This window comes from Flavobacteriales bacterium (genome assembly GCA_016712535.1).
Classification (GTDB): Bacteria; Bacteroidota; Bacteroidia; order Flavobacteriales_F; family PHOS-HE28; genus PHOS-HE28.
The window spans coordinates 1,433,968-1,457,242 of sequence record JADJQW010000002.1 but is presented as its reverse complement, the minus strand read 5'-3'; the positions used below and the strand labels follow the sequence as shown (position 1 = coordinate 1,457,242).

Genomic DNA, 23,275 nt, shown 5'->3' with positions numbered 1-23,275 from the left:
TCCTAAATTCGCCGCATGAAGCACGCCCTCCTCGCCCTCGCACTCGGCTTCGGTTCTGCCGCCAAAGCCCAAGAGCCCACCAAGCCGGTCACCGAGCAGCAGCCCACTGTTGCGCCTGTGCTCCCGCCCAGGGCCACTCCGCAGACGATGGCCAAGGAACTTGGCCTCACCGATGCGCAAGTAGAGGACCTCAATCGCGTCGACCGCGAATACGGCGACCGCTACCTCGAACTGAACCGCCAGAACCTCGAACAGCAGGCCAAGCGCGCAAGGACGATCGAGCTGCGCGAAAAAAAGCAGGCGGATATCCAGAAGGCGATGACCGCAGAGCAGTGGGCGCAGTGGCAGCAGATGAAGCAGGCCCAGCGCGATGCCTCACTGAAGGCCCGCGAGGAGCGCAAGGCGAAGCCGGCCCATCAGGAATAAAGATCAGCGCAGGAGGATGCACGAGCGGATCTGCATCCGCGTGCGCACCTTGTGATGCCCGATGCGCCCCGGCTGCCAGCGCGGTGCATGCTGCGCCCCGCATTGCATGCGCCGCTCCAGCGATGGGCACCCGCCCTTCACCAATTGCAATTCGCTCACCGATCCATCGCGCTCCACGGTGAAGCGCAGGGTGACGGTTTCGCCGTTGTAACAATCCGCAGCGAGCGTCTCTGAACCGCATTGCGAATCACTCGCGAGCAAGCCCAGCCAGCGCACGGTCTCCACCGTGCATTGGGGCTGGATATCGAGTTCCTTCGGCGCGTACGTCGCAAGGCTGTCGGGCACCGTGCCCAAGCGCTGGGTGCTGCGGCCCACCGGTATCTGGATGCCGATGCCGAATTGCGCGTTGGCCTCCATCACGAAGAGAAGCAGGGCAAGGACCGGGAAGCGCATGACCAAAGTTAGCCCCGCCGCAAAGGCCGCGGCTACATTCGCCGCGATCGCCCGAACGCGCCCCACCGATGAGCAACGTGTACTACCCCGACTACCTGCAGCTCGACAAGATCCTCAACGCGCAGGAGCTGGAGAGCGTGAAGCACGGCGCACCCGCGCACGACGAGATGCTCTTCATCATCATCCACCAGAACTACGAGCTCTGGTTCAAGCAGGTGCTGCACGAGGTGGGCAGCGTAATGGACCTCTTCGCCGATGGGCATGTGGACGATGACGGCGGGGAGCTGAGCATCGCCGTGCACCGCTTGGGCCGCGTGCACAGCATCCTGCAAGTGCTGGTGAAGCAGATCGACATCCTGGAGACCATGACGCCGCTCGACTTCCTCGACTTCCGCGACATGCTGCGCCCCGCGAGCGGCTTCCAGAGCATGCAGTTCAAGATCCTCGAGGCGAAGCTCGGCCTGCGCATGGAGCAGCGCTTCGGCAAGCAGTATTACACCAGCCAATTGAAGCCCGAGCACAAGGCGGAGATCGAAGCGCTCGAGGGCCAGCCCACCTTCTTCGACCTGGTGAACGCCTGGCTGGAGCGCATGCCTTTCTTCGATGCACGCTACTGGCCACAGGGCGAGACACCGTTCTGGGAGCAGCACAAGGCCATCTATTCCGCATCGCTCGTGAAAGGCGAAGAGAGCAACCTCGCGCTTTGGGACAGCCTTTTCGTCACCGGTGAAGGGCGTCGCCTCTCTCCTGCCGCCTCACGCGCTGCCGTCTTCATCATGCTCTACCGCGACGAGCCGATCCTGCAGATGCCCTTCCGCCTGCTGGAGCGCTTGCTCGACATCGATGAAGCGCTGGCCACTTGGCGCTACCGTCACCTCAGCATGGTGCACCGCACCATCGGACTGCGCGTGGGCACCGGCGGCAGCACCGGCAAGAGCTACCTCGCCGGCGCGCTCAACAGCCACCACATATTCCAGGAGATCGCGGACCTGAGCAGCTTCCTCTTCGAGCGGCGCAAGATCCCAGCGCTGCCCGAGGCGCTCCGGAAAGCCATGCGCTTCAGCGCCTAACGCGCGTACCGTTCCATCCTGCCCACCTGCAAGGGCATGCCGTGCGCGCTCTTGCGCCAGATGGCCATGCGCCCGTCAATCACGAACGACTCGTCCATCCATTGCAGCGTGAAACCGGCCTTGCCGCCATCGCGCAGCTCGCCGAAGGGGATGGCGCAGGCGCTCTGATCGAACCACACCACGCGGCCCAGGCTGTCGGCGTAGTAGGTGTTGGCATCGTCAACGAAGCTCAGGACGTATTGCAGGCCATCGGGATCGCGTGGTGACTCCGGCGGCAGGCCCTCGCGCAATCGGCGCGCTTCATCCCAGCCGTGACGGATGGCTTCGAGCCGCGCATGCTTCGGCGGGTGGCGGCGCGTCCCGTGCGGATCGCCGATGGCGCTCTGGGCGGAGAGCGCATCGGCAAGCGCAGCGCCCATGCCGAAGAGCACGAAGCCCGAATAACGGTCGCAGGCCAGTTCATCGCCGGGACGGAGCGATGCGGGATCGATGGTGTGGCCCAGCAGGTGGTGCGCCACTTCGTGCGCGAGGATGCTGATCGCGCTCCAATCGCTGCGCGCGCTGTCGAGCACGGTGGCCATGAACTGCGGATTGTAGGCGATCACGCGCTGCTTGTCCTTCACGTACGCGATGGCCGTGCGCGTCTCGCTGCTGGCGCGCACCACGAAGTTGGGCACCAGTCCGCTGTGGCGCACGATCCGGTACACGGCCTCGCGCGCAGCGGCCTCATCGAGCGTTGGCTGCTGCGCCACGCCTGCATGGACGAACACGGCCAGGAGCAAGGAGATGCCGATGCGCATCGCGTGGGTCATTCGTAGCCCACGGCGGCCAGTTTGCCCAGCACCACATCGAGCGCGCGCTGGAACTGCTCCTCGGCGGTGATGTCGCTGTTGTCGATCTCGATCGCGTCAGCCGCCTTGCGCAAGGGATCGGCGGCGCGCGTGGTATCGTCCAGGTCGCGTTGGGCGATGTTCGCCTGCACGGCCGCGAGATCGACCTCCTGCCCTTTCTGCTTCAACTCGTGATAACGACGCATCGCGCGCACCTCGGGCCGCGCGGTCATGAAGAGCTTCACCTCAGCATCGGGGAACACCACCGTGCCGATATCGCGGCCGTCCATCACCACGCCCTTCGCGCGGCCCATCTCCTGCTGCAAACGCACCAGCTTGGCGCGCACTTCGGGCACCGGGCTCACCAGGGTGACGTGCTGGCTCACCGCCATGCTGCGGATCTCGTGCTCCACGTTGCGGCCGTTGAGCCAGGTGGCGCTGTGGCCGCTCAGGGGATCGTGCTCGAAACGGATACGGATGCCATCGAGCGCGGCCAGCAGCGCGCCGCGATCCAGGACGCCGCCCGGTGCAAGGCCCTGCTCCATCACATGCAGCGCCACCGCCCGGTACATGGCGCCGCTATCGATGTAGGTGTAGCCCAAGTGCGCCGCCAGTTGCTTGGCCAGCGTGCTCTTGCCGCACGACGAGAAGCCGTCTATCGCGATGGTGATGGGGTTCACGGGGGCGAAGATCGCCCTGAGCAACCGTGATCGCAGCGATCAACCCTCCACCTTCTTGAAATCGCTGAAGCGCACCGCGATGGTGATGGTGTTGCGGATGCCCGCGAGGTGCAGCTGGTTGAAGCCGTAGCTGAGATGCACCTTGCTCACGCGCAGCCCGATGCCGAAGCTGAGTCCCACGGCGCCAGTGCGGCTGGACAACGCCATCTCGTAGCGCGTACGGAAATTGTAGCCGAGCCGGATCATGAAGTTCTTGCTCAGCAGGATCTCGGCGCTGGGCACCGCATGCAACAGGGCCTTCTCGGCGTTGGTGGTCTTCTTCACCACCACTTCGCCGGTGGCGGGATCGATCTGGCGGTCGCGCGCGGCATCGGGATAGGTGAGGTCCCAGCGCTGCAGGTTCTCCAGCATCAGGCCCAAGCGGAAGGGAGCGTGCTTGAATTTGTAGGTGATCCCCAGCATCACCTGGGTGGCGAGCTTCTCGCGCTCGCTGGTGAAGCTGCTGGTCTGGTAGCCGATGTTGCGCACCACCGCTGAGAGCGTGACGCCCTTCGAGGGCTTGTGGTAGGTCCCGCCGAGGTCCAGGGCGATGCCGCTGCTGGTATAGGTGTCGAGGCTGCTGGTGATGAACTTCACGTTGGCCCCGATGCTGAAGAGGCTGTCGATGGCGCGACCAGCGCCGATCTGGAACGCATACTCGCCGGCGCGGAATTGGCCGAGCTCGTTGCCCGTGGCGTCGGTGCGGTTGAAGGTGCCATAGTCCACGTACTGCACCGCCCCGCTGAAGGTGGTGCGCAAGCTGTCGAAGTGGTGCGCGTAGCTCGCGTAGCCCACGTTGATCCCCTCGAAGTAAGGCAGCCAGCTGAGCGACACCTGCCGCCCCATCTCCGGATTGAGCAGCGCCGGATTGAAGAGGCCGAGGTTGATGTCGTTGTCCTTCACGGCGATGTAGTTGCCGCCGAGGGCCGAGGCCCGTGCCGAGGCCGGGATGTCGAGCACCCGGAAGACCTGTTGCCCGCCCAATTGGGCGCTGAGCATGCCGGGAATGAAGAGCAGTGGAAGGAGTAGGTTCTTGCGCATCCGGGTGGGCAACGAAGATAGGCGGGGCGTATTGCCCTGCTGGAAAGGCTGAACGCTGAATGAGGAAAGCCGAACGAGCAACGCAGATGTCCGGATGCAGGAGCGCCTTGAGCCAGCTGCTAACCCATGAGCCGACGTTGGCCGTCTTTCAGTCTTCAGCCTTCACCTTCCTGCTCCTCTATGTTCCTGCTTCCCTGTTCAACACCCCTCTGTTGGTAGATGCGCCATGCGGCTTCCCGAGCGCGGGAAGGGGGCCGGGTACTTTTGGTCGCGAGCCAGCGCGATGCTCGCGCGGCGCAAAAGAGCGCATGCTGAACCAACTAGCACTGCTGATCAACGTGATCGGCATCCTGATCGTCGAGGTCCTCACCGGAGGCCCGCTCACCATCAACCAGAACATCCCGGCCACCATGGCGCCCGGCTCCGAGGCCAAAGTCACGGTGTCCATCGAGAAAGGCGAGCTCACCGGCTTCGCGAAGCTGCAGATCGACCTGCCCGAAGGCCTCACCGCCACGGCCATCGAGACCAAGGGCGCCTCCTTCACCTTCGCCGATGGCAAGGCCAAATTCATCTGGATGTCGCTGCCCTCGAGCCCCAGCTTCAAGGTCACCTATACCCTGTCGGCCGCAGCAAGCGCTTCCGGCGTGCAGCGCATCGGCGGCCGCTTCAGCTTCATCGAAGGCAACGAGCGCAAAGTGCAGGAGCTCTCACCATCCACCGTTGACCTTGGCGCACCCGGCGCGGTGGCGGTTGCGGAACCGGTGATCGAGCAAGCGATCCCGGAAGATGCCTCGGCCAACGACATCGTGAGCGCTGCCGGCGCGGCTCCGGTAGGCAAGGTGGCCGTTGCGGTGATCGATAACGCAAGCGGCGTCGCACCCATCCAAGGCGCAGGCGGCGTGAGCGGCACGCGCACCATCACGCCGGTGACCGAGAAGGAAATGCTCGTGGAGGTGGTGGTGAACAAAGGCAGCATCCGCGGATTCGGCAAGCTGCAAGAGGTGGTCCCGGATGGGTTCACGGCCATCGAGAAGAACAGCGCCGAGGCCATCTTCACCACGCAGGGCCGCATCGCCAAGTTCGTTTGGCTCAACCTGCCCGCTGGCAACGAGGTGAAAGTGGTGTACAAGCTGCGCGCGAACGAGCGCCCCGACGGCGAGTACACGATCGATGGCGAATTCGGCTACTTGCTGAATGACGAAACGCAGAAGGCCGTGCTCGGAAGCAGCAAATTCTTCGTGGGCGCGCGCGCGTTCGAGGCCTTGGTGCAAGACCCGGTCAGCATGGGCCAGCAGAGCACTGAAGATCCCGCGCTGGCGCTGAAGCTGAAGGAAGAGGCCGAGCGCAAAGCGAAGGCCGAAGCTGAGGCCGCTGCCAGCGCATCGGCCGCTGAAGCCGAGCGCGCGCGCAAGCAGGCCGCGCAAGAAGCCGCAGCGCAGCGCGTCACCCCGAGCGTGCCAGCTCCGGAGAAGGGCGTCACCTACAAGGTGCAGATCACCGCTGCGCACCGCGAGGTGGGCAAATCGTACTTCAAGGCCCGCCACCAATACAGCGGCGATTTCCAGATCGAGCGCCACCAAGGGTGGATCAAGTACGTGACCGGCGGCTACGTGGAATACAAGGACGCCCGCGACCAGCGCGTGAACTATGTGCAGGCCGGTCACAATTTCCCTGGCCCCTTCGTCACCGCCTACAACAACGGCGACCGCATCACCGTGCAGGAAGCACTCGCCATCAGCAACCAGCGCTGGGTGCAATAACCCTTGGCCATGCGCCGCCCACAGCAGGTCCTGTCCGCATCGATCCGCGCCGCCGCGCTGGCCCTGCTGCTTCCGGCAACGGCGTTCGGCCAGGTCGATTCCACAGCCGTACCTGGCCCTGCCGATAGCACCGCTGCACCGGTAGGGACCGACCCATTGCCACCAGCCGTGGCTGCCCCACCGGCGCCCGCCGCTCCTGCCGCCGCCGCCGAGCCCTGGCTGCGGCCCACCATCGGCTTCGGCGCCGGCATGCTCAGCTTCTATGGCGATGTGGGCAATCAGCACAAGGGCGGCGATCCGCTGGTCACGCGCCTCGGCTACGAAGTGCGCGCCTCGGCCCCGCTCACGCGCTGGCTCGAGGCCGACCTCTACGCCATGCACGGCCGCTTGGGCGTGAACGAGCGCGACTTCACGCGCAACCAGAACTTCGACTCGCGCATCACCGTGGGCGGCCTGCGCCTGCGCTACAACTTCCAGCCGCTGGTGAACCGGGAGCGCGTGGTGGAGCCCTACCTCACCGTGGGCTTCGAGAGCGTGGAGTTCCTCACCAAGACCGACCTCTTCGACGCGCAGGGGCGACGCTACAACTACTGGAGCGATGGCACCATCCGCGACATCGCCGAGGATGCGCCCAACGCCGCGAGCGCCGTGGAGATCCAGCGCGACTACACCTACGAGAGCGATGTGCGCGAGCTCAACCGCGACGGCTTCGGCAAGTACCGCGAGCAGGCCTTCGCCATCCCCGTGGGCGTGGGCGCGCGCATGGACATCGGGCACGGCATCGACCTGCGCATCGGCGCCACCATGCACTTCACCACCACCGACCTCATCGACGGCATCACGGAGAAGAGCCTCGGCGAGCGCGCGGGCAGCACCGGCAACGACCGCTTCCTCTACAGCGGCTTCAGCCTCGGCTACACCATCCCGATGTCGCGCAAGCCGAAGAAGACGCGCTTCCAGACCCCGCTCGACAACAACCAGCTCGATGCCATCGTGCTCACCGACGATGAGGATGGCGACGGCGTGAAGGACTTCGCCGATGCCTGCCCCGGCACACCGCCCGGCGTGAAGGTGGATGCCAAGGGCTGCGCGCTCGATGGCGATGGCGATGGCGTGCCCGACGACCGCGACGATGAGCTCAATTCAGCGCCCGGAGCGCTGGTCGATGGCCGCGGCGTCACCATCACCGATGAGTCGCTGCTGAAATCGTGGCTCGCCTGGAAGGACAGCGGCAACGTGAACATGGTGGCCTCGCGCGTCGAGAGCGTGGGCGGCAACAAGCCCGCCAAGCCGCCCGTGAAGCGCGTGTACGTGGTGAAGGTGGGCACGCACACCGAAGGCATCAGCGAAGAGCTGATCCAGAAGATCCTGAGCATCCCCGATGTGCGCACCATCGAGCGTGGCGATACCACCTTCTATGTGGTGGGCAGCTTCGACGCCATACCAGAGGCCCTGCGCCGCGAACTCGAGCTCAAGGGCATGGGCATCCAGAGCGAAGTGATGGCCGAAGAGGGCGGCCAGCTCATCGACGTGAGCACCGAGAGCGCCGCTGAGCGCGCCAAGATGGCGGGCATGGGCGCCGGCGACGACAGCCGCGACGTGATCATCCGCGTGCAGCTCGGCGCCTTCCGCAACAAGCTCTCGAAGAACATCTTCTCCAAGATCAAGGACCTGGTGGTGATCCAAGGCGACGATGGCCTCACCCGTTACTACACCGGCTCCTTCAAACAGGTGAACCCGGCCGCCAACCACCGCGTGCAGATGCTGCTCGACGGATTCGAAGGCGCCTTCCTCGTGGCCTTCCGTGAAGGCAAGCGCGTGAGCATGAAGGAAGCCGGCGCGCGCGTCACCGGTACGGAGGACCTGCGGACCACGGCAACGACCGGCAGCGTAGCGCGTGAAAAAATCCGCTACCGCATCCAGGTGGCCACCTTCGCCGGCAACGTGCCCATGGACGCCATGGACAAGCTGCTCGGCCTCGGCGACGTGGAGCCCGTGAGCGGTGAGAACACCGTGCGCTACTACTACGGCAGCTTCGTGGAGCGCCAGGAGGCCGCCGACGCCCTCGAGGCCATCAAGCTGAAGGGCTTCACCGACGCCTTCGTCGTCGGCTCCGTCAACGGCAACATCGTGCCGGTTGAGGATGCGGATAGTTTGATCGGGAAGTAGCTTGGGTCGGTTGAGGGTTGATGGGAGCTTGAGCCTTGAGACTCAAGCCTTGAAGCTTCGTGCGCCCTCGCCTTTCCCGCCTATGGTGATCAGCGTGCATTGACCGCCACGTCCGGGACTGCTTCAAGTTGGATTGCCCGATCAACCGGCAACCGATCTCAGCCCGCTGCGTCCACCGGTCGACCTAACCTTCGGGACAACGATTCCGTGTTATACAGCGTCCGCTCAATGACCAAACCAACCCCCTGCCCATGACCCGAAAGAACATCCTTGGCCTAGTGCTCATCGCGATCACGGTCACCGCCACGATCTGGAGCTGCAAGAAGGACGTGGAGGACTCCACGCCCGCCCCAGCATCGGGAACGCCCGCGAGCGAATCGGTCTTCGCTGAGCTATTCGCGGACAACATCGCCGATGCCACGCGCACCTTCAATGTGAATGCGGCGGCAGGCGGCATGTTCATCAGCCCGCGCGGGACGCAATTGGATTTCGAGCCCGGCGCATTCACCTATGAAGATGGCACGCCGGTGACCGGTTCGGTGACGGTTTCGCTGGTGGAGGCCCTGACCGTGGGCGATATGATCTGGCTGAACAAGCAGACCGTGGGCAACGACAACGGCACTTTGCGGATCCTGCGCAGTGGCGGCGCCCTCAACGTATACGCCAACCAGGGCAGCACCCCGGTGCGCATCGCGAATGGCGGCCTCATCGCCAAGATCCCCACCAGCTCGCCCGACCCGGCCATGGCCTTGTTCCGCGGCACCGAGAACAGCGATGGCGCCATGATCTGGGATCCGGTCAACGAACCGATCACCGTTGATTCCGCCTACTACGACAGCACCGATTACACCTACACCTTCCCCTACCAGTTCTACTACAACATCGCCGGGAATACCGACCTGAACTGGCTGAACTGCGACTATTTCGCCAGCTATCCGAATACCACGATAGTCTCCGCGACCATTCCTGCTGGCCAGGCACCGGACAGTACGGCGGTTTGGCTGGCCCTGCCATCGGAGCCTTCAGTCATTTCGATGGGCTATTGGGCGCAGGACCAGCTCTACCAGTGCTGGCAAGCGGTGCCCATCGGCTACCAAGCGGTCGTGGTGGGGCTGAAGCAGGAGGCCAACGGGTACTCCTCGTCCTTCACGCCCATCACCATCACCGCCAACATGGTGGTGCCAATGACCTTCTCGCCCACCACCTTGCAGCAGTTCGTTGATGATGTGAACGCGCTGTGAGCGGCGATCGCTTCCAGGAGCCCCGGCAAGCACCGGGGCTCCTGCATTTCCAGCGGATGGCAACGCTGAAAAAGGAATCGGTACTTTCCTGCCGATGAAGCCGCCACGCCTGGCCCTGGTGCTCACGGGCATCCTGCTGGCGCATGCGGCATCCATCCTCATCTTCCGCTACTTCATCACCATCGATGGGCCGGTGCACGTGCTGCATGGCTCCTTGCTGCCAGCGCCTTGGTCCGGAGCCGCGCACGGAGCGCAGGGCTCCACGTACATCCCCGCGTTGCGTACCCTCGGCAATCTGATCCCGGCGGCGCTCCTGGCCTTCTGCTCGCCGCAACAGGCCCACCACCTCTTCGCCGCGCTGGTCGGTTGTGCGGTCGTGCTGGCAAGCCTCGCCTTCCTCCGCGCCCACGGCACCGCCATCGGCTTGCCCGTCCTGTGGCTCGCCCCTCTCCTCTTCAGCACGCTCTTGATCCTGGGCCTCTTCCATTTCCTGCTCGGCGCGGCGATCGGCTTCGGCACCGTGGCCTGGTGGAAATGGCAGCGGGAGAAACCGATGCTCCGCTGGACGGGCTTGCTGCTCGGTGCCGCGCTTGCCTGGGGCACGCATCGCACCGCACCGCTCCTGCTCTGCGGCTTGTTCCTGCTGAGCTTCGCCATGGAATGGCGGGAACGGCGCAGCTCACCCAACCACGATCGCCGCCCGTGGCTCTTGATCGCCGCCATGATCCTGCTGATCGCTGCCTTCCAATTCAACCGCGTGCTCGGCATCGTGGATGCGCCAACGCCCGGTGCGCTGCCAGGCGATCCCGCATTCCTACTCAAGTCCTTGTTTATCCTGGACCGCTCTCGCGAGCAGGCCCCCGTGTACGGTATCGGTGCGCTCCTCCTCATCGCGGTGGCAGCAGCCGTGCGCGCGCGTTGGCGAAGCGGCCGGAGCATCCACTGGCACGACCTCTTCATCCTCCTCTTCCTCGCGCTGGCAGCAGTGGCCTGGCTCAGCAATTCGCCGCATGGCCGCCGCTTGGTGGGCACGGACCGCGCGCATTGGCTCGCGCTGCTGGCCCTGGTGCTCTGGCTCATCGCCATGGCCGATCACGCGCGCGGCGCAACCTTGCGCATCATCGGCGCCACCGCGGTTTGCGCCATGCTCCTGAACGGGCTGCGCTTGCACCGCGCGGAAAGCGCCTTGGCGCAGCTCGCCGGCCCGCACCGCTCCATGATGCGAGCAAGCGCTGAACTGCGGCCGAACAGCATGGTGCTGGTGGCCTTGGCCGGCACCGATCGTTTGCAGCAGCACATGCCGGCCTTCGCGGCCATGGAGCACAGCGGCATCTTCATCGCGCCGCGCGAATTCCTCCTCTCCACCATTCCGGCAACGGTTCAGGACCCGAACGACTGGTACCGGATCACCCGCGATCCGAATTGGCTGCTCCGGCATTGGCGCAAGGGCATCCCCGCGCAAGTGGATCAGATCCTGGTCCTCGGCAGGAACAAGGACCAATTGGTGAGCAAGCATCCTTGGCCGGTTCTATTGGAAGGACGCTTCCGGCAGAGCTTCGAGAATGATCAGGCGCGGATCTATACGGCGGTGAGTGCGAGGACCACTGTGCAGCATGCTCAAAGTGTGAGCCAGCACTGATGGCACCGATCTAGAAGACCGATTTCGTGCTGCGCAATAGAGTCAGTGCCCGGCAAACGCAATGGCCCAACAAGCAGCGGGATTGTGCCTTGCATCGCGCCCGACGTACGGATGCGCACAAATCATCTTCGGCCCTAAATCCGGCCGAGCGCCACATTCACTCCACTACCACGGCGATCCGCTTCGCCGCATCGCCGCTGCCCAGCTCCAGCACATAGCCGCCCGGCGCGAGGGCACGCACATCGAGGGTGAGCGTTCCGTTGGAGCCGGAGCGCTTGGCCACGGCCACGCGGCCTGTGGCATCGAGCAGCCGCACTTCCGTGCTGGCCGCCGCACCGGTCACGGTGATGGTCTCATCGGCCGGTTGCGGATAGACCCGCAGTCCAACGGCTGCCGCATCGGCCACGCCCACCGTGCCGAAGTACACCGGCGCGCTCGTGCTCTGGCATCCGTTCGCATCGGTGATCACCACGCTGTAGTTGCCGTTCGCCAACGGCGCCCACTCCTGATCGGTGGCACCGGCGATGAGCACGCCATCCAGGTACCACTGATACGTTGCAGCAGCGGTGGAGCTCATGGTCATTCCCAGGTTCGTCACCACCGGAACGGCGGGCGCAGCAAGCACATCGATCGCCACGGTGGTATCGTGCGCGCAACCGAATGCATCGGTGCCATAGACTGTCCATGTGAAATCGCTCGGCGGCCAAGCGCTGATGGCATCGCCGGTGTTGCCGCTGATGAAGAGGTTGGGGCTCCATTGGTAGTTGAGCGCACCCACCGCGCTGAGCGTTGCGGTATCGCCGGGGCACAGGGGATTGTCGTTTGCCGAGGCGATCACCGTGGGCAGCTCGTGCACGGTCACCGTCACGGCATCGTCGTCCTGGCAGCCGTTGGCATCGGTGACCACCACGGTATAAGTGGTGGTCTCAGTGACCGTGACCACCGGGTTGGTGATAGCGGGGTTGCTCAGCCCGGTGCTAGGCGACCATTGGTAGCCGCTGCCTCCTGAGGCTTGGAGCTGTCCGGTCTGCCCGATGCAGACATCCTCATCAGGCCCGGCCGAAGCGATGGGCGGGGCATGAACGACGATGTAGTTGCTCAACTGCAGCTCATCGGGACCGTTGGCGGTCACCACGCTCAGCACCACATCGAAGCTCCCGGCGTTGGGATACAGCACCAGCGGATTCGGATCGGTGCTCGTGGTGGGCACTCCGCCCTCGAAGTACCACACGTAGCTGCTGGGCGAGCCCAGGCTGGCATCGGTGAATTGGACCGAACCGCCGGGGCAGAAGCTCACATCGCTGGCGGTGAAGCTGGCGGCGTGCGCATCGTACTCCAAGGTGAGCCCGCTCACCACCGGGTCGTTGGTGAAGGAGCAGCCTACGCCCGGATAGCACGAATCCTGCACGCGCACGCGGCCGGTGATGGAGCCCGCGCCGGTGGCGATCGCGTTGGTGAGGTTCGTGTTGGAGATGTTCGCCGTGCGGTTGAAGGTGGTGCACTCGGTCACGTTGCCGGTCTCGTAATACACCTGCGTCCATGCGCCCGCGCCGGTCTCCAGTTCGATCCAGATCTTGCTGCTTCCGCCGAAGGCTTGCTGCCAGCAGGCGAGCCAGCCGAAATCGAGCGTGGCGCTGCCGCCCGTGGGCGCCGTGGTGTTCGGGAAGGTGAACTCCACCCAGCTGTTGAGCTGCGAGCCTTGGATGTTCGGCAACGTCTGCGAATACGGGATCTGCGCGCCGGTATGGAGGCAAGTGAACAGGAAGAGGACGGCGGCGATGAGTTTGCGCATGGCGGGCTGTGTGCTAGGTGCAGCGAAATAACGCAATCGCTTCCGGCGGCATGACCGGTTCGTCAATGCGGCGACAATTGACTTTGAAAATACGAAAGCTCCTGCAGGGATTACGCACTCGGGTCCTTGAAGTGCAGGAGCATGAACGCGCGGAGCGCCTGCGTGCCACAGGAGGTCTTGCGCAGGCCCTGGACTGCTGCACGCTGTGTGGCGATGAAGCCCGCACACAGGAGATCTTGAGATGCGCGCGCTTGTGGAGACACTGCTATCCTATGAATCACCTAGATTGCTCACCGGATGTCCAGCCGCTCCGAGCATATCTTCCAGGAATGGATCGAATGCCGCCGCACCATAGCCCGGTTCGATGATTATTTGCTCCGGGTTCGCACGCTGGGCTTTTCCGTATTCGCGCTGTTGTTCACGGGCATCGCCGGGTTGGCGGGCAGCACGGTGAGCGTGGCAGCGCTGAGCCCTGAGGCCCTCTTGTTCGCGCTGCTGACATTGAGCATCTATGTCGGGGCCATTTACGTGCTGGACCGATACTACGAGCGCATGCTGCTCGTGGCCGTATTGCGGGCCTCCAGGTTGGAAGCACTTTCCCTAGAGGGCTTCCGGGTGGGGCTCACCACGGAGATCCATTTCCAGAAGGAGCGCATCAACATGAAGCGCAAACTGGTGTGGAAGGCCTCGCACATGGTGAATGGAGTGTACGTGCTGATTTTCCTGAGCATGTGGGCCCAGTACTACATCGTGGCCAGCAAGCTCGGCGCGCATCAAGGAGGCTTCCTAGCGCTTCTGGCGGGCATGGTCGTCGGCGTATTCGGCATCATCTTCATGGCCCATAGGGAGCTGTCGGAGCCGAATCAATTGATCAGCGAGCGGGCGGAGGTCGTGAGCTCGCCAGTGGTGATGTCCGCTTCGGAGATCGCGAACGCCGTTTCGCGCATCGCTGCGGAGGTGCATGAATGGATGAAGCAGGACAATGCCACCGAACTGCATGTGGTCTCCATCATTTTCGGTGCAAGGCCATTCACGGAGGATCTGGTGGCTTCGATGGAGCGGATGAATGGCGTCCGGTGCTATGTGCATCCGGTGCACATGGAAGCGACGAAGGAGGACAAGTTGCTGGACAATGCCTTTCACAGATTCGGGAAGCTCCGGCAAGGGTCACTGGCAGGCAAGCACGTGCTCATCGTGGATGACCTGGTCGATTCCGGCTCTACGCTGAAAGCCGTGCAAGGCATGGTGGCTGAAGCTGGTCCCAAGGCCGTGCATTCGGCTGTGCTCATCAACAAGTACATCAATGTGGCCGTGAAGGCGGATCATGTGGGACTAGACCTGGGGCTCGACAAGAGATTCCTGGTCGAGAACGGCATCGATGACTATTGGTTGGTGGGTTACGGCATGGATTCGGGGGCATCGTATCGTGAACTGGCTCACGTAGGCTGGATCACGAAGAAGATGGCCTGATGGGCATGAGCCACCGCTGCCTCATCATGAGCAGGTCTCACCTCCTCGGAGCCAGATAGAATGAGCAGCACGCGTGCGACGCTCGTTGCATGCATCGGGATTCAGTCCCCGCACCGGACTCAAAGCCCGTTGCGCACCCGATAGGCGGGTATAAGGCCTTCCAATTGCTGCACAGCGTAGTTCACTTCGCGGTGCGCATCGTGGAACCGCTCCACGGCCTCGTTGTAGGTCTCGTGCGCATAGGAGCCGGTGATGATGTCGCCGAGGCCCTCGATGGTGTTCATCAGGTACATGCCTTCCAGCAGCGCCTTCATGTACGCGTCGTACAGCCGGTTGCGATCGGGAGGCATGCCCAGCGCCTCCATGCGCGCCTTCTCCTTCAGCATCCAAGGGCGGAAATTGTCGTGGATATCCTGCAGCACCACTTGGCCGGTGGCGGCGTTGCGCGAGGTGCCGATGTGGTGCACCCAGCGGTTGCTCGCGGCCATGAAGGCGTTCCATTCGCCGATGTTGGCCTGCTCGGCCGTGAAGACCTCCGCTGCGCGATCGTCCTTCGCTGGATAACCATCGCGCGTGGCGTACGATGCGGGCAGCACGCGTGCGGCCAAAGCATTGCGCGCGGCGTACGCTTCCAATTCCGCATCGAGCAGCTCCTGTGCGTCGCGCAGGTTGCCCAAAGCCAGGACCGTCTGCGTCTTCAGGCGATCCTGTTCCTCCTCGTCCTTGCCTGCTGCTCTACCGGCTAGCTGGGCCGTCATGCCCTCGGCGCTCTTGCGCCAATGCTCGAGCACGGTGCCGAAGCGATCGGCCAGCCGGTTCGTGCGCTTGGGTGCGATGCGCCCCACGCTGTCCATGGCGGCGCCCACCCACGTCTTCAGCGCGGCGCTCGCGCTGCTCACCCGCTTGCTGTTCGCCTCGTTGCTGGCCACGTTGTGGTTGCGGTAGGCTGTTACCAGCGCAGCGGTCCTGGTGTAGTAGTCGGGCTCGAGCCGCTGGAACAACGACCACAGCGCGGCTGCCGATGCATCCTGCTGCGGATAGCCGTCCATGGCCCGATCGAACTCCGCCCATGGAAAGGCCACCATCGCCCGGTACGTGCGCGCGTGCAGCAGGCCGGTGCGGTCGCAGGCCAGGTTGTAGAGATGCACCATGCCGCTGAAGTCCTTCTGCACAGCGCTTTCCGGAGTTCCCTTGAACCAGCGCAAGCGGTCTTCTTTCCAGCAGGCCAAGCGTTGCGGATCACCTTCTTCGTCGCCCGCTTCGATCAGGAGGAAGAGGCGTCCATCGGGACCTGCGCACAAGTCCTCGACATCCTGCTTCATGGGCACATCGGCCCCTTTGAGCGGCTTCCAGGCGTTGCCGTCCCACCGGTAGAGCGCGGTCTTCGCTTCGCTGTACGAGCCGCGCGCCACGTTGCAGACCAAGGTGCCATCGCTCAAATGCACGAAACGGTCAACATGCAATCCATCCATGGCATCGCCCATGGGCGCCCAGGAATTGTTCACGAAGCGGTATGCGCCGGCATCGTTGCTCATGTCACCATCGGCGATGAGCGTGCCGTCGGCATCGAGCAGCAAAGCATGCACCTCCTTGGTGCTGGACGGAAGCGGCAATTCCGTGTACGACTTGCCATCCCAGCGCACGATTACCGATCGCCGCTCCGTTTCGTGCCAGGAGTGGTACCAGATCGCATCGGGCCCCATCGCCACCGGATCGTACATGCTGCTCCAGCCTTTGGGCAAGGCCGGCAAAGTGGACCATGCGCCGTTCACGCGCTGCAGCAGTCCGTGTACATCTTTCTTCGGATTGCCCTCATCCTCGAACGCGAGGTAGAGGTTGCCGAGCCGATCGGTGCAGGCGGCGGTGTACTCACCTTTGGCCGGTGCGCCCTCCGGGTTGGGCTGCTCAACCCAAGCAGCCGTGTGGATGGCCATCCAGGGCACATGGTCCTTGTGGCCAACCAAGAGCAGGTCGCCATTGGGCAGGGTGCAGACGGCCGTGCTTTTCTGGGACCGCGCCTGCTGAGCGCTGAACCCGATGCACGCGATGGTGAAGAACGAGCAAAGGGAATGGCGTGATGAGAGCATCCGGTGCGGTTGAGGCGCACCTGAGGTGATGCGGTGCGGCAAGGTAACCCGTGGATCATGCGCGGGCCCAATGGCGGCTGCGCACTCGCATTGGGATGGGAGTCCACAAGGTCGCAACCTCTTCCTGGATTGCTCCGCGGCCTGCCGGCTTCCGCGGGCGCTCATCCGCGTAGTCGATATCAAGCGCCGCCATCTTCCTGTCACCGAAGAGCCCGCGCGGTCACCACGCATTCGCGCCTCGCATCGGAATCTTACCTCTTCCGCAATAGTGCCTTCCCCGCCACCGTTGCTCCGCTCGGAACGCGCGTGCGCCTTGGAAGCACGGCTTCGCGCAACCGACCATCGCGGGCAGCATCGAAGGCCGGATGGTGCCTGCCGAGAAAATGGAGCGGCTTATCGGTAAGTTGAGTGAGCGCCAATACGACTTGAAGCGAACGGACCTGCGTTGCATGGCCATGCCGCTTGGCCTGCTGCGCGCCACACCAACCGTGCCACTGCGCCTTTTCGAAGGGGGTCATTAATGACCCCCCTGAATATTTGGAGCACCCGGTTCAAGCGCTCAACTTCGTTCTTCCAATACCGATTGTCATGTTCACGCATCACGCATCACGCATCACGCATCACGCATCACGCATCACGCATCACGCATCACGCATCACGCATCACGCATCACGCATCACGCATCGCGATTCAAGGGCTTGAGGGCTTGGCTGCTGGCGCTAATTGCATTCTGCGCGCATGAAGCGGCAGCTCAGATGACCGTCAGCCTCACCCCTTCCAATTACAACGGGTACAACATCACGTGCTTCGGAAAGAAGAATGGCACGATTGACGCGACAGTGAGCGGCGGCACTGCGCCCTACGCATTCTCATGGTCGAACCAGAGCACCGATGAGGACCTTGCCGACCTAGCCTCCGGCTTCTACCGATTGGTGGTCACCGACGCGCTCAATGAGGTTGCCGAAGCAGAGATCACCCTCACCGAGCCGACGGCACTGCGCCTCGCTGCGGCGCCCTTCACCTACCCCAACGGGCTGAACCTGAGCTGCCACGATTGCTACAACGGGAGCATCGACGTGACGGTGACTGATGGCGTTCCACCCTACACCTATGCATGGGACGATAACGCGACAATGGCCGATCGCAGCGGCTTGGGCGCACTCACCTACACCTTGACGGTGACCGATGCGAACGGATGCCAGGTGAACTCCGAGCGCATCACCCTCACACAACCCGAGCGCAGCGATTGGCGGATGGATGGGAACACCGGCACCGACCCGGACCAGCACTACCTCGGCACCAGCGACTCAACGGACTTCGTCTTCAAGAGCAACGGACAAGAACGGCTGCGGCTGCTGGGCAATGGCGAAGTGAAGCTCACCAGCCCCATGCTGAATAACGGTGTGGTGTACATCGATGCCAACGGAGTATTGCGCGGTGGCGGCTTCCCGCCCAGCAAACCGCCCATTGCGCCGGGCCTTTGCCGCGTTCTCGGCGAATACCCGTACTGGGAAACGCGAGGCAACGCCTTCGATGACCTTTGCCCGGAAGAACAACCCGTTCTCGGCACGCGGACGAATCACGCCCTCAGCATCATCACGGCCGATGCCGAGCGCATGATCATCCATACCAACGGCAAGGTGGGCATCGGCACCGCGCCGCCAGCAGGCGCCATCACCAATTGGCGGCTCTACGTCGCGGATGGCATCGCCACGGCCGATGTGCTGGTGAAGCATGCGCCGTGGCCCGATTACGTCTTCGCCGAAGGTTACTCCCTGCTTCCCTTGAACGAGCTCCGTGATTTTCTGCAACGGCACAGGCACCTGCCGCATGTTCCTTCTGCATCGGAACTCGATGCGCAGGGCGGCGTGGCCCTGGCCGAACATGCGCGTGCCCTCACGCGCACCGTGGAAGAGCAAGCGCTCTATATCCTGCAATTGGAAGAGCGTGCCGCCAAAGCAGAAGAACGCCTTGCGCGCTTGGAGCAGCGGTTGAGCACCCTTGAAGCGTCGAAGTGATGCGCGCGCACCAGCAGATACCTGGATTGCTGGCAGCTCTGATCGCCATGAGCGCCACGGCCCAAACGCCCTACCCCGAACTGACCGTACAGGATGTGGCATGGACCGAGGGCACGCACCATTACGCGGTCTCGAACAGAATCCTCTCTCCTGGCGCGCCCAACTTGCCCGCCACCATCTCGGGCACGGCCGATGCCGAATTCGTATCGGCAACCTCGGTGCGCTTGGCGCCGGGCTTCCATGCCGGTGGGCTCAGCGGCGGCGGAAGGTTCAGGGCGCGGATTGATCAGGGCTTGGGCCAAGTGGCCGACCTGATCATCATCCCGCAAGAACCCTATTCGTACATCGCCGACAACATCGTGCATGTGCACAAGTGGGAGAAGCTGGAGCTGGGGCTGAAGCTGCCGCAGGATTATCAAAATGCAATTGACAGCTTCTTCACGCACTACTATTCCGACAGTACCGATATCGACCGTGCAAGCCCATACAACGTAGATGTACAGCATGACCTGAATCCCTACGCAGACGACTCGCTACAACTTGTGATGACCCTGACTGATCCGAATGGCACAAGCCATACGAAATGGGGTTTCTTCATGAAGGAGGCGAAGTGGGCCAGCAGCAACATGATGGCGCTTCTTATGGAAGACTTCGCAGATCCGTTGCATCCTTTTCACGTCCGTTTCCGCTTCGCGCCAAATATTGTGGGCGCATGGCAAGTAGCGCTTTCACTGAGAGCACCATTCACGACTAGCAGTTCCAACGATTTGTTGCCATTTGTTCAGTATAGCGGGTTCAACCTGATTTGTGACCCGCCCCTTGAGGATAACAAAGGCACCCTCCGCGTGAACGAGGCCAACAAACGCACGTTGCAGTTCGAGGCAGGTGAGTCGTTCATGGCCTTGGGCACCAACCTGAATCCTGCCTCCATAGGAACGGGGCTCTGGTGGGACGTGAATAACTACCGCATGCAAAGGGGAGCACTTGATAGTATGCTTCAGGCCATGAGCCAGTTGCACGCCTCCGGCGGCAACTTCATCCGGGTCTTCCTTGGCGACAAATCTTTCGCCCCTGAGAATGTGAACCTCGGCGTATATGACCGATATCGTGATGGCCTTACGTGCGACCTTGATAGTCCAGTCGTTCGCGGGAATGCCCAGTTTCAATGCTGGGCATTCGATCAGGTCGTTGACCGTGCACGGCAACAAGGACTGTACATTCAGTTATGTACTATCCCTTATCCACCTCTCGGCGCCTATGAATCGAACGGGTGGCACAATGACGCCTATCTGAACAGTTTCGTTAAACCGCGCGATCCGATTACGAATCTGTACGACTTGAAAAAGTTCTTCTATTTAGATGGAGATACTTTGAACTTGGACACAGGTTCATTCCGATACTGGAAAAGGCGGTTCAAGTACATCATGAGTCGATGGGGGTATTCCGTGAATGTCCCCATCATTGAACTCTTCAATGAGATCGACCAGATGCTCACATACTCCGACGGAGATTTTACAGGAGGTGGCATTTGCCCCGAGAACAACATTGTTTGGCCGGCTGACCCAGAATTGCGGCCCACAATCGACAAATGGGCTACGGATATTATAAGGTACGTGCGTTCTGCGGCAAATTCCACTGACCCAGCCAATTCCGCCTTGGGTGATTCGTGCAAGCTGTTCACTGCCAGCTATGCGGGAGGTTTTCCGTTCATGCCGGATGCCGAAGAGTATTATACCCTCTATTCGAATCCGGAAATCGACCTCATTGATGCGCACAAAGGGCTGGGTGCGTGGTGGGATATTCACGCGTACTCATCTGGAGTTGACGACTACAGAGGGCTATTCCCGAACGGTCTATCGCGCAAGCCATTCACCCACGGAGAATTCACGCACTATGTGAGCATGCCCGGTTACGGCGGAAATATTGAGAAGATCTTCCACAATTACTGGGTCTCTTTCCACAACGAATTGTGGGCAGCGGCGCTCAGCGGCAAGTATGCAGCAGGCACATCATGGATTTACGGAACTGTTTACTGGTGGCGGCATTCGGTGGAGCAACCGCCAAGCGACTCGAATAACGGCGAACAAAATGGCCCTTTCTCAAAGACCCTTGGTGCAGTGAATAATCTTGACCTCGGCTTGGGCATTCCTTTACCAATCAAGAATCGAAGTGTTCATCACCACTTCCGGCCCTTGGCCGATTTGCTGGCCCATCCGAGTTGGACGGCATACGACTTTTTCAACGGCGACTACACGGCGCACGACTATTACGACGAGACCGATGCCAATCTGATTGACAGCTATTATCTGAAGAGCCTCGACAGCACGATCGCCATCGGCTGGGTACACAACCGCAATTCGTGGGTGAAGAATTACTACTACAACAAGAATACTGACACCACGCAGAACTTCCTGGGTTGCACGGCTCCGGAGGACACAGCCATACTGTTGAGCGGCTTCCTGCCGAACACTGAATACCACATCACTTGGTTCCCGACCTGGCTGGGAAGCTCGATTGTGCCTATTGATACCGTGCGGACTGCGGAAAACGATGGTACACTATTGCTCGACTTGAGCACAGCGCCGCTTGGCGATACGGTCCAGTATTTCTTGGATACTCTTCACGCGGACTACGCGTACATCATCACCCTCGACCCATTCGTCAAAGCGAGACGGCTACCACAAGAGGATGATCCGCCTGCGGTCGAGCACGCCTTGGACTTCACCATGTTCCCGAATCCCGCGCATGACGAACTGGTGCTTGGCCTGCCTGATGACTTGACGATGGATATACTGCTCCTGGATGTAATGGGCCGACGGCTCCGCGCTTGGGCAGGAATTACAGCAACCTCACTCCGTATCTCCTTAGATCCGCTGGCGAGAGGCGCGTACGCCATTCGCGTGACAGACGGCGCTCATTCGAGAACGAAGAAACTCATCATTCACTGAGCCATGAGAACCTACCTGAGTGTGTCGTGTTTGGCATTATTGCTTGCACAAGCGGCAGCCCAACAACCCTTCAGTAAGATTTACCTGTCTGGCGCCTCCTATCAGCTTAATCTCATTGAACTCTCCAGTCAATCCATCGTGATGGGCTGGGGGTGGTACCCGGGCATTTCCCTCTTACAGCCTGACGGGAGCATTTCTCATTCGAAGTGCTTCTATGGAGACTCTGTCTTGAATATGGCTTCGATCAAGAAGTTCTCAAACAACCAGTTCTACTTTGTAACCAGCTATCGAAAGGACTCCTGCTCTGCACTAGGATCCCTAACGCTTCCATTCACACATCCGGCGCTTGGCCGCATGGACTCACTTGGCAACATTGACTACCTCCGGTACTATGACTTGAATGCCGCTTGTGTCAACTTCGCCGGAGACTTGGAACTGATGGCGAATGGGAATGCGGTTGTTTGGGGCCGAGAGGGCCGGTTCTTGGTCTTCGCGACAGATTCTTTGGGGAATCCGCTTTGGGCTAAACGGTTCGACGATCCTGGCTCAATTCGATTCGTGAAGGAGCTTCCTGGGGGCGATCTACTTACTGGGTTCGATGTCGAGGGAATCGGCGCATGCGTTGCCCGCTTGGATGGGAATGGCAATTTCGTTTGGTGTAAGAACTACATGCGGCCTTGGGGTAGGATGCACGACGCCATTATCGAATCCGATTCGTCCTTCATCATTACCGGTTATGCAGGTGCCGCAAGCCATCCGAAGCTCTTCATGATTAAGTTAAATGATGAAGGCATAGTACAATGGTGCCGGGGCTACGATAGCGATCCGTTCCGCTGGTATGTTCCACAATGGTCGAGGATTGAGCGCACACTCGACGGCAACTTCGTGGTATTGGCCACGCTTGGCCAACAAGAAAACGGCAGTTTCTATCGCCCGTACCTGTTCAAAATAGACACGAACGGCGATACTCTGTGGACCAGGTCAATGGGAGCACAAGGCTACACCTACTACACGCGCGATTTGCTAGCACACTCGGACGGCAGTTTCATGTTCAGTGGCATAGTTGAAGGCTCCTTGCCAGACACATGGATGGGCGCACCGTATATCTTCAAGACGGATTCCCTCGGTCATTTCTCCTGCTCCGAGTGGGTGCATCCGGTGCAGTTGCTGGAGCTCTTCCCCACAGACAGCAGTTTTGCATTGACCTCTGTCGATGGGGCCACAGTCCATCCCGCTTTTGCGAGCGATACCACATTCGCGCCTATTGCGGTGTATGACGCATGCGAGGTGGCGAACAGCGTTCCGCCTTATGCGCTCACTAGGGAGAAGCGCATGCGCGTCCGCCCCAATCCCACCCCTGGCCGCGTTACCATCTCCTTCAACGACCCGCTCATGGCCGAGAGCTATTACAGCGTGTACGATGGCATGGGCAAACTCTTGTTCCAGCGCCCTCTCCCCAAAGGCCGGGAGTCGGAGGAGGTGGATCTATCGCGCTTCGGCTCGGGCACCTACGTGGTGCGCTTCACGGATAAAGAGGGGAACTGTTACGAACGGGTGGTGGTGGAGTAGATCCGCAGATGCGGTAGCGATTCCAATCCTTGCCGAGGCCCTG

At 61.8% G+C, this 23,275-nt stretch carries 16 protein-coding genes; 10 read left to right on the top strand and 6 right to left on the bottom strand.

Going from position 1 to position 23,275, the window contains the following annotated elements; all coding sequences use genetic code 11:
- The first annotated feature begins 15 nt into the window (after positions 1-15).
- Positions 16-426, top strand: a complete 411-nt coding sequence (locus tag IPK70_05880; GenBank protein ID MBK8226688.1) for a hypothetical protein — start codon at positions 16-18, stop codon at positions 424-426.
- A gap of 3 nt (positions 427-429) precedes the next feature.
- Here IPK70_05880 and IPK70_05875 read toward each other — a convergent pair whose 3' ends face one another.
- On the bottom strand, positions 430-879 hold the full coding sequence (locus tag IPK70_05875; GenBank protein ID MBK8226687.1) for a hypothetical protein: 450 nt from the start codon (positions 877-879) through the stop codon (positions 430-432).
- A 68-nt stretch (positions 880-947) separates the two neighbouring features.
- On the opposite strand from IPK70_05875, the gene IPK70_05870 reads away from it, so the two are divergent.
- Positions 948-1,949, top strand: coding sequence for a tryptophan 2,3-dioxygenase (locus IPK70_05870; protein MBK8226686.1), 1,002 nt, complete (start codon positions 948-950; stop codon positions 1,947-1,949).
- On the opposite strand, the gene IPK70_05865 is transcribed toward IPK70_05870, so the two are convergent.
- The 3 genes from IPK70_05865 to porQ are packed head-to-tail and all read right to left on the bottom strand — an operon-like array spanning position 1,946 to position 4,539.
- Complete coding sequence (locus tag IPK70_05865; protein ID MBK8226685.1) at positions 1,946-2,749, bottom strand: hypothetical protein; 804 nt, start codon at positions 2,747-2,749, stop codon at positions 1,946-1,948. The two genes, IPK70_05870 and IPK70_05865, sit on opposite strands and share 4 nt — an antisense overlap.
- Before the next feature lie 8 nt (positions 2,750-2,757).
- Positions 2,758-3,459, bottom strand: a complete 702-nt coding sequence (locus tag IPK70_05860; GenBank protein MBK8226684.1) for a (d)CMP kinase — start codon at positions 3,457-3,459, stop codon at positions 2,758-2,760.
- Positions 3,460-3,498: 39 nt separating this feature from the next.
- Positions 3,499-4,539 carry a type IX secretion system protein PorQ gene (gene porQ / locus IPK70_05855; protein MBK8226683.1) on the bottom strand — a complete coding sequence of 347 codons (1,041 nt, stop codon included), beginning with the start codon at positions 4,537-4,539 and terminating at the stop codon, positions 3,499-3,501.
- A gap of 308 nt (positions 4,540-4,847) precedes the next feature.
- Here porQ and IPK70_05850 point away from each other — a divergent pair, with 308 nt between their 5' ends.
- The 4 genes from IPK70_05850 to IPK70_05835 all read left to right on the top strand — a co-directional run bounded on the left by IPK70_05850 (position 4,848) and on the right by IPK70_05835 (position 11,348).
- Positions 4,848-6,299 carry a hypothetical protein gene (locus IPK70_05850; GenBank protein MBK8226682.1) on the top strand — a complete coding sequence of 484 codons (1,452 nt, stop codon included), beginning with the start codon at positions 4,848-4,850 and terminating at the stop codon, positions 6,297-6,299.
- A 9-nt stretch (positions 6,300-6,308) separates the two neighbouring features.
- A complete protein-coding gene (locus tag IPK70_05845; GenBank protein ID MBK8226681.1) occupies positions 6,309-8,468 on the top strand; it encodes an outer membrane beta-barrel protein in 2,160 nt (719 codons plus the stop codon).
- Between the two features lie 251 nt (positions 8,469-8,719).
- Complete coding sequence (locus tag IPK70_05840) at positions 8,720-9,709, top strand: hypothetical protein (protein MBK8226680.1); 990 nt, start codon at positions 8,720-8,722, stop codon at positions 9,707-9,709.
- Positions 9,710-9,803: 94 nt separating this feature from the next.
- Positions 9,804-11,348, top strand: a complete 1,545-nt coding sequence (locus IPK70_05835; GenBank protein MBK8226679.1) for a hypothetical protein — start codon at positions 9,804-9,806, stop codon at positions 11,346-11,348.
- Between the two features lie 157 nt (positions 11,349-11,505).
- Here IPK70_05835 and IPK70_05830 read toward each other — a convergent pair whose 3' ends face one another.
- A complete protein-coding gene (locus IPK70_05830) occupies positions 11,506-13,140 on the bottom strand; it encodes a PKD domain-containing protein (GenBank protein ID MBK8226678.1) in 1,635 nt (544 codons plus the stop codon).
- Positions 13,141-13,437: 297 nt separating this feature from the next.
- Here IPK70_05830 and IPK70_05825 point away from each other — a divergent pair, with 297 nt between their 5' ends.
- Positions 13,438-14,610: a hypothetical protein gene (locus IPK70_05825; GenBank protein MBK8226677.1), complete on the top strand. Its 1,173-nt coding sequence runs from the start codon at positions 13,438-13,440 to the stop codon at positions 14,608-14,610.
- A 119-nt stretch (positions 14,611-14,729) separates the two neighbouring features.
- On the opposite strand, the gene IPK70_05820 is transcribed toward IPK70_05825, so the two are convergent.
- Positions 14,730-16,697, bottom strand: a complete 1,968-nt coding sequence (locus tag IPK70_05820; protein ID MBK8226676.1) for a hypothetical protein — start codon at positions 16,695-16,697, stop codon at positions 14,730-14,732.
- Positions 16,698-17,452: 755 nt separating this feature from the next.
- On the opposite strand from IPK70_05820, the gene IPK70_05815 reads away from it, so the two are divergent.
- Genes IPK70_05815 through IPK70_05805 form a run of 3 tightly spaced genes read left to right on the top strand, consistent with a single transcriptional unit; the run spans position 17,453 to position 23,232 of the window.
- Positions 17,453-18,715, top strand: coding sequence for a SprB repeat-containing protein (locus IPK70_05815; GenBank protein MBK8226675.1), 1,263 nt, complete (start codon positions 17,453-17,455; stop codon positions 18,713-18,715).
- The gene (locus tag IPK70_05810; GenBank protein ID MBK8226674.1) at positions 18,715-21,663 is read left to right on the top strand and encodes a T9SS type A sorting domain-containing protein; all 2,949 of its coding nucleotides are present in this window, start codon (positions 18,715-18,717) and stop codon (positions 21,661-21,663) included. The genes IPK70_05815 and IPK70_05810 overlap by 1 nt, the downstream gene beginning before the upstream one ends.
- Positions 21,664-21,666: 3 nt before the next feature.
- Entirely contained in the window at positions 21,667-23,232 is a 1,566-nt protein-coding gene (locus IPK70_05805) for a T9SS type A sorting domain-containing protein (GenBank protein MBK8226673.1), read from the top strand.
- Positions 23,233-23,275: the final 43 nt, after the last annotated feature.

What these genes read in the sequence shown, in the direction of transcription:
- IPK70_05835 (MBK8226679.1), top strand. Translation starts at nt 9,804, where the DNA reads ATGAAGCCGCCACGCCTGGCCCTGGTGCTCACGGGCATCCTGCTGGCG.
- porQ (MBK8226683.1), bottom strand. Translation starts at nt 4,539, where the DNA reads ATGCGCAAGAACCTACTCCTTCCACTGCTCTTCATTCCCGGCATGCTC.
- IPK70_05870 (MBK8226686.1), top strand. Translation starts at nt 948, where the DNA reads ATGAGCAACGTGTACTACCCCGACTACCTGCAGCTCGACAAGATCCTC.
- IPK70_05825 (MBK8226677.1), top strand. Translation starts at nt 13,438, where the DNA reads ATGTCCAGCCGCTCCGAGCATATCTTCCAGGAATGGATCGAATGCCGC.
- IPK70_05880 (MBK8226688.1), top strand. Translation starts at nt 16, where the DNA reads ATGAAGCACGCCCTCCTCGCCCTCGCACTCGGCTTCGGTTCTGCCGCC.
- IPK70_05805 (MBK8226673.1), top strand. Translation starts at nt 21,667, where the DNA reads ATGAGAACCTACCTGAGTGTGTCGTGTTTGGCATTATTGCTTGCACAA.
- IPK70_05845 (MBK8226681.1), top strand. Translation starts at nt 6,309, where the DNA reads ATGCGCCGCCCACAGCAGGTCCTGTCCGCATCGATCCGCGCCGCCGCG.
- IPK70_05850 (MBK8226682.1), top strand. Translation starts at nt 4,848, where the DNA reads ATGCTGAACCAACTAGCACTGCTGATCAACGTGATCGGCATCCTGATC.
- IPK70_05815 (MBK8226675.1), top strand. Translation starts at nt 17,453, where the DNA reads ATGACCGTCAGCCTCACCCCTTCCAATTACAACGGGTACAACATCACG.
- IPK70_05875 (MBK8226687.1), bottom strand. Translation starts at nt 879, where the DNA reads ATGCGCTTCCCGGTCCTTGCCCTGCTTCTCTTCGTGATGGAGGCCAAC.
- IPK70_05865 (MBK8226685.1), bottom strand. Translation starts at nt 2,749, where the DNA reads ATGCGCATCGGCATCTCCTTGCTCCTGGCCGTGTTCGTCCATGCAGGC.
- IPK70_05830 (MBK8226678.1), bottom strand. Translation starts at nt 13,140, where the DNA reads ATGCGCAAACTCATCGCCGCCGTCCTCTTCCTGTTCACTTGCCTCCAT.
- IPK70_05840 (MBK8226680.1), top strand. Translation starts at nt 8,720, where the DNA reads ATGACCCGAAAGAACATCCTTGGCCTAGTGCTCATCGCGATCACGGTC.
- IPK70_05820 (MBK8226676.1), bottom strand. Translation starts at nt 16,697, where the DNA reads ATGCTCTCATCACGCCATTCCCTTTGCTCGTTCTTCACCATCGCGTGC.
- IPK70_05810 (MBK8226674.1), top strand. Translation starts at nt 18,715, where the DNA reads ATGCGCGCGCACCAGCAGATACCTGGATTGCTGGCAGCTCTGATCGCC.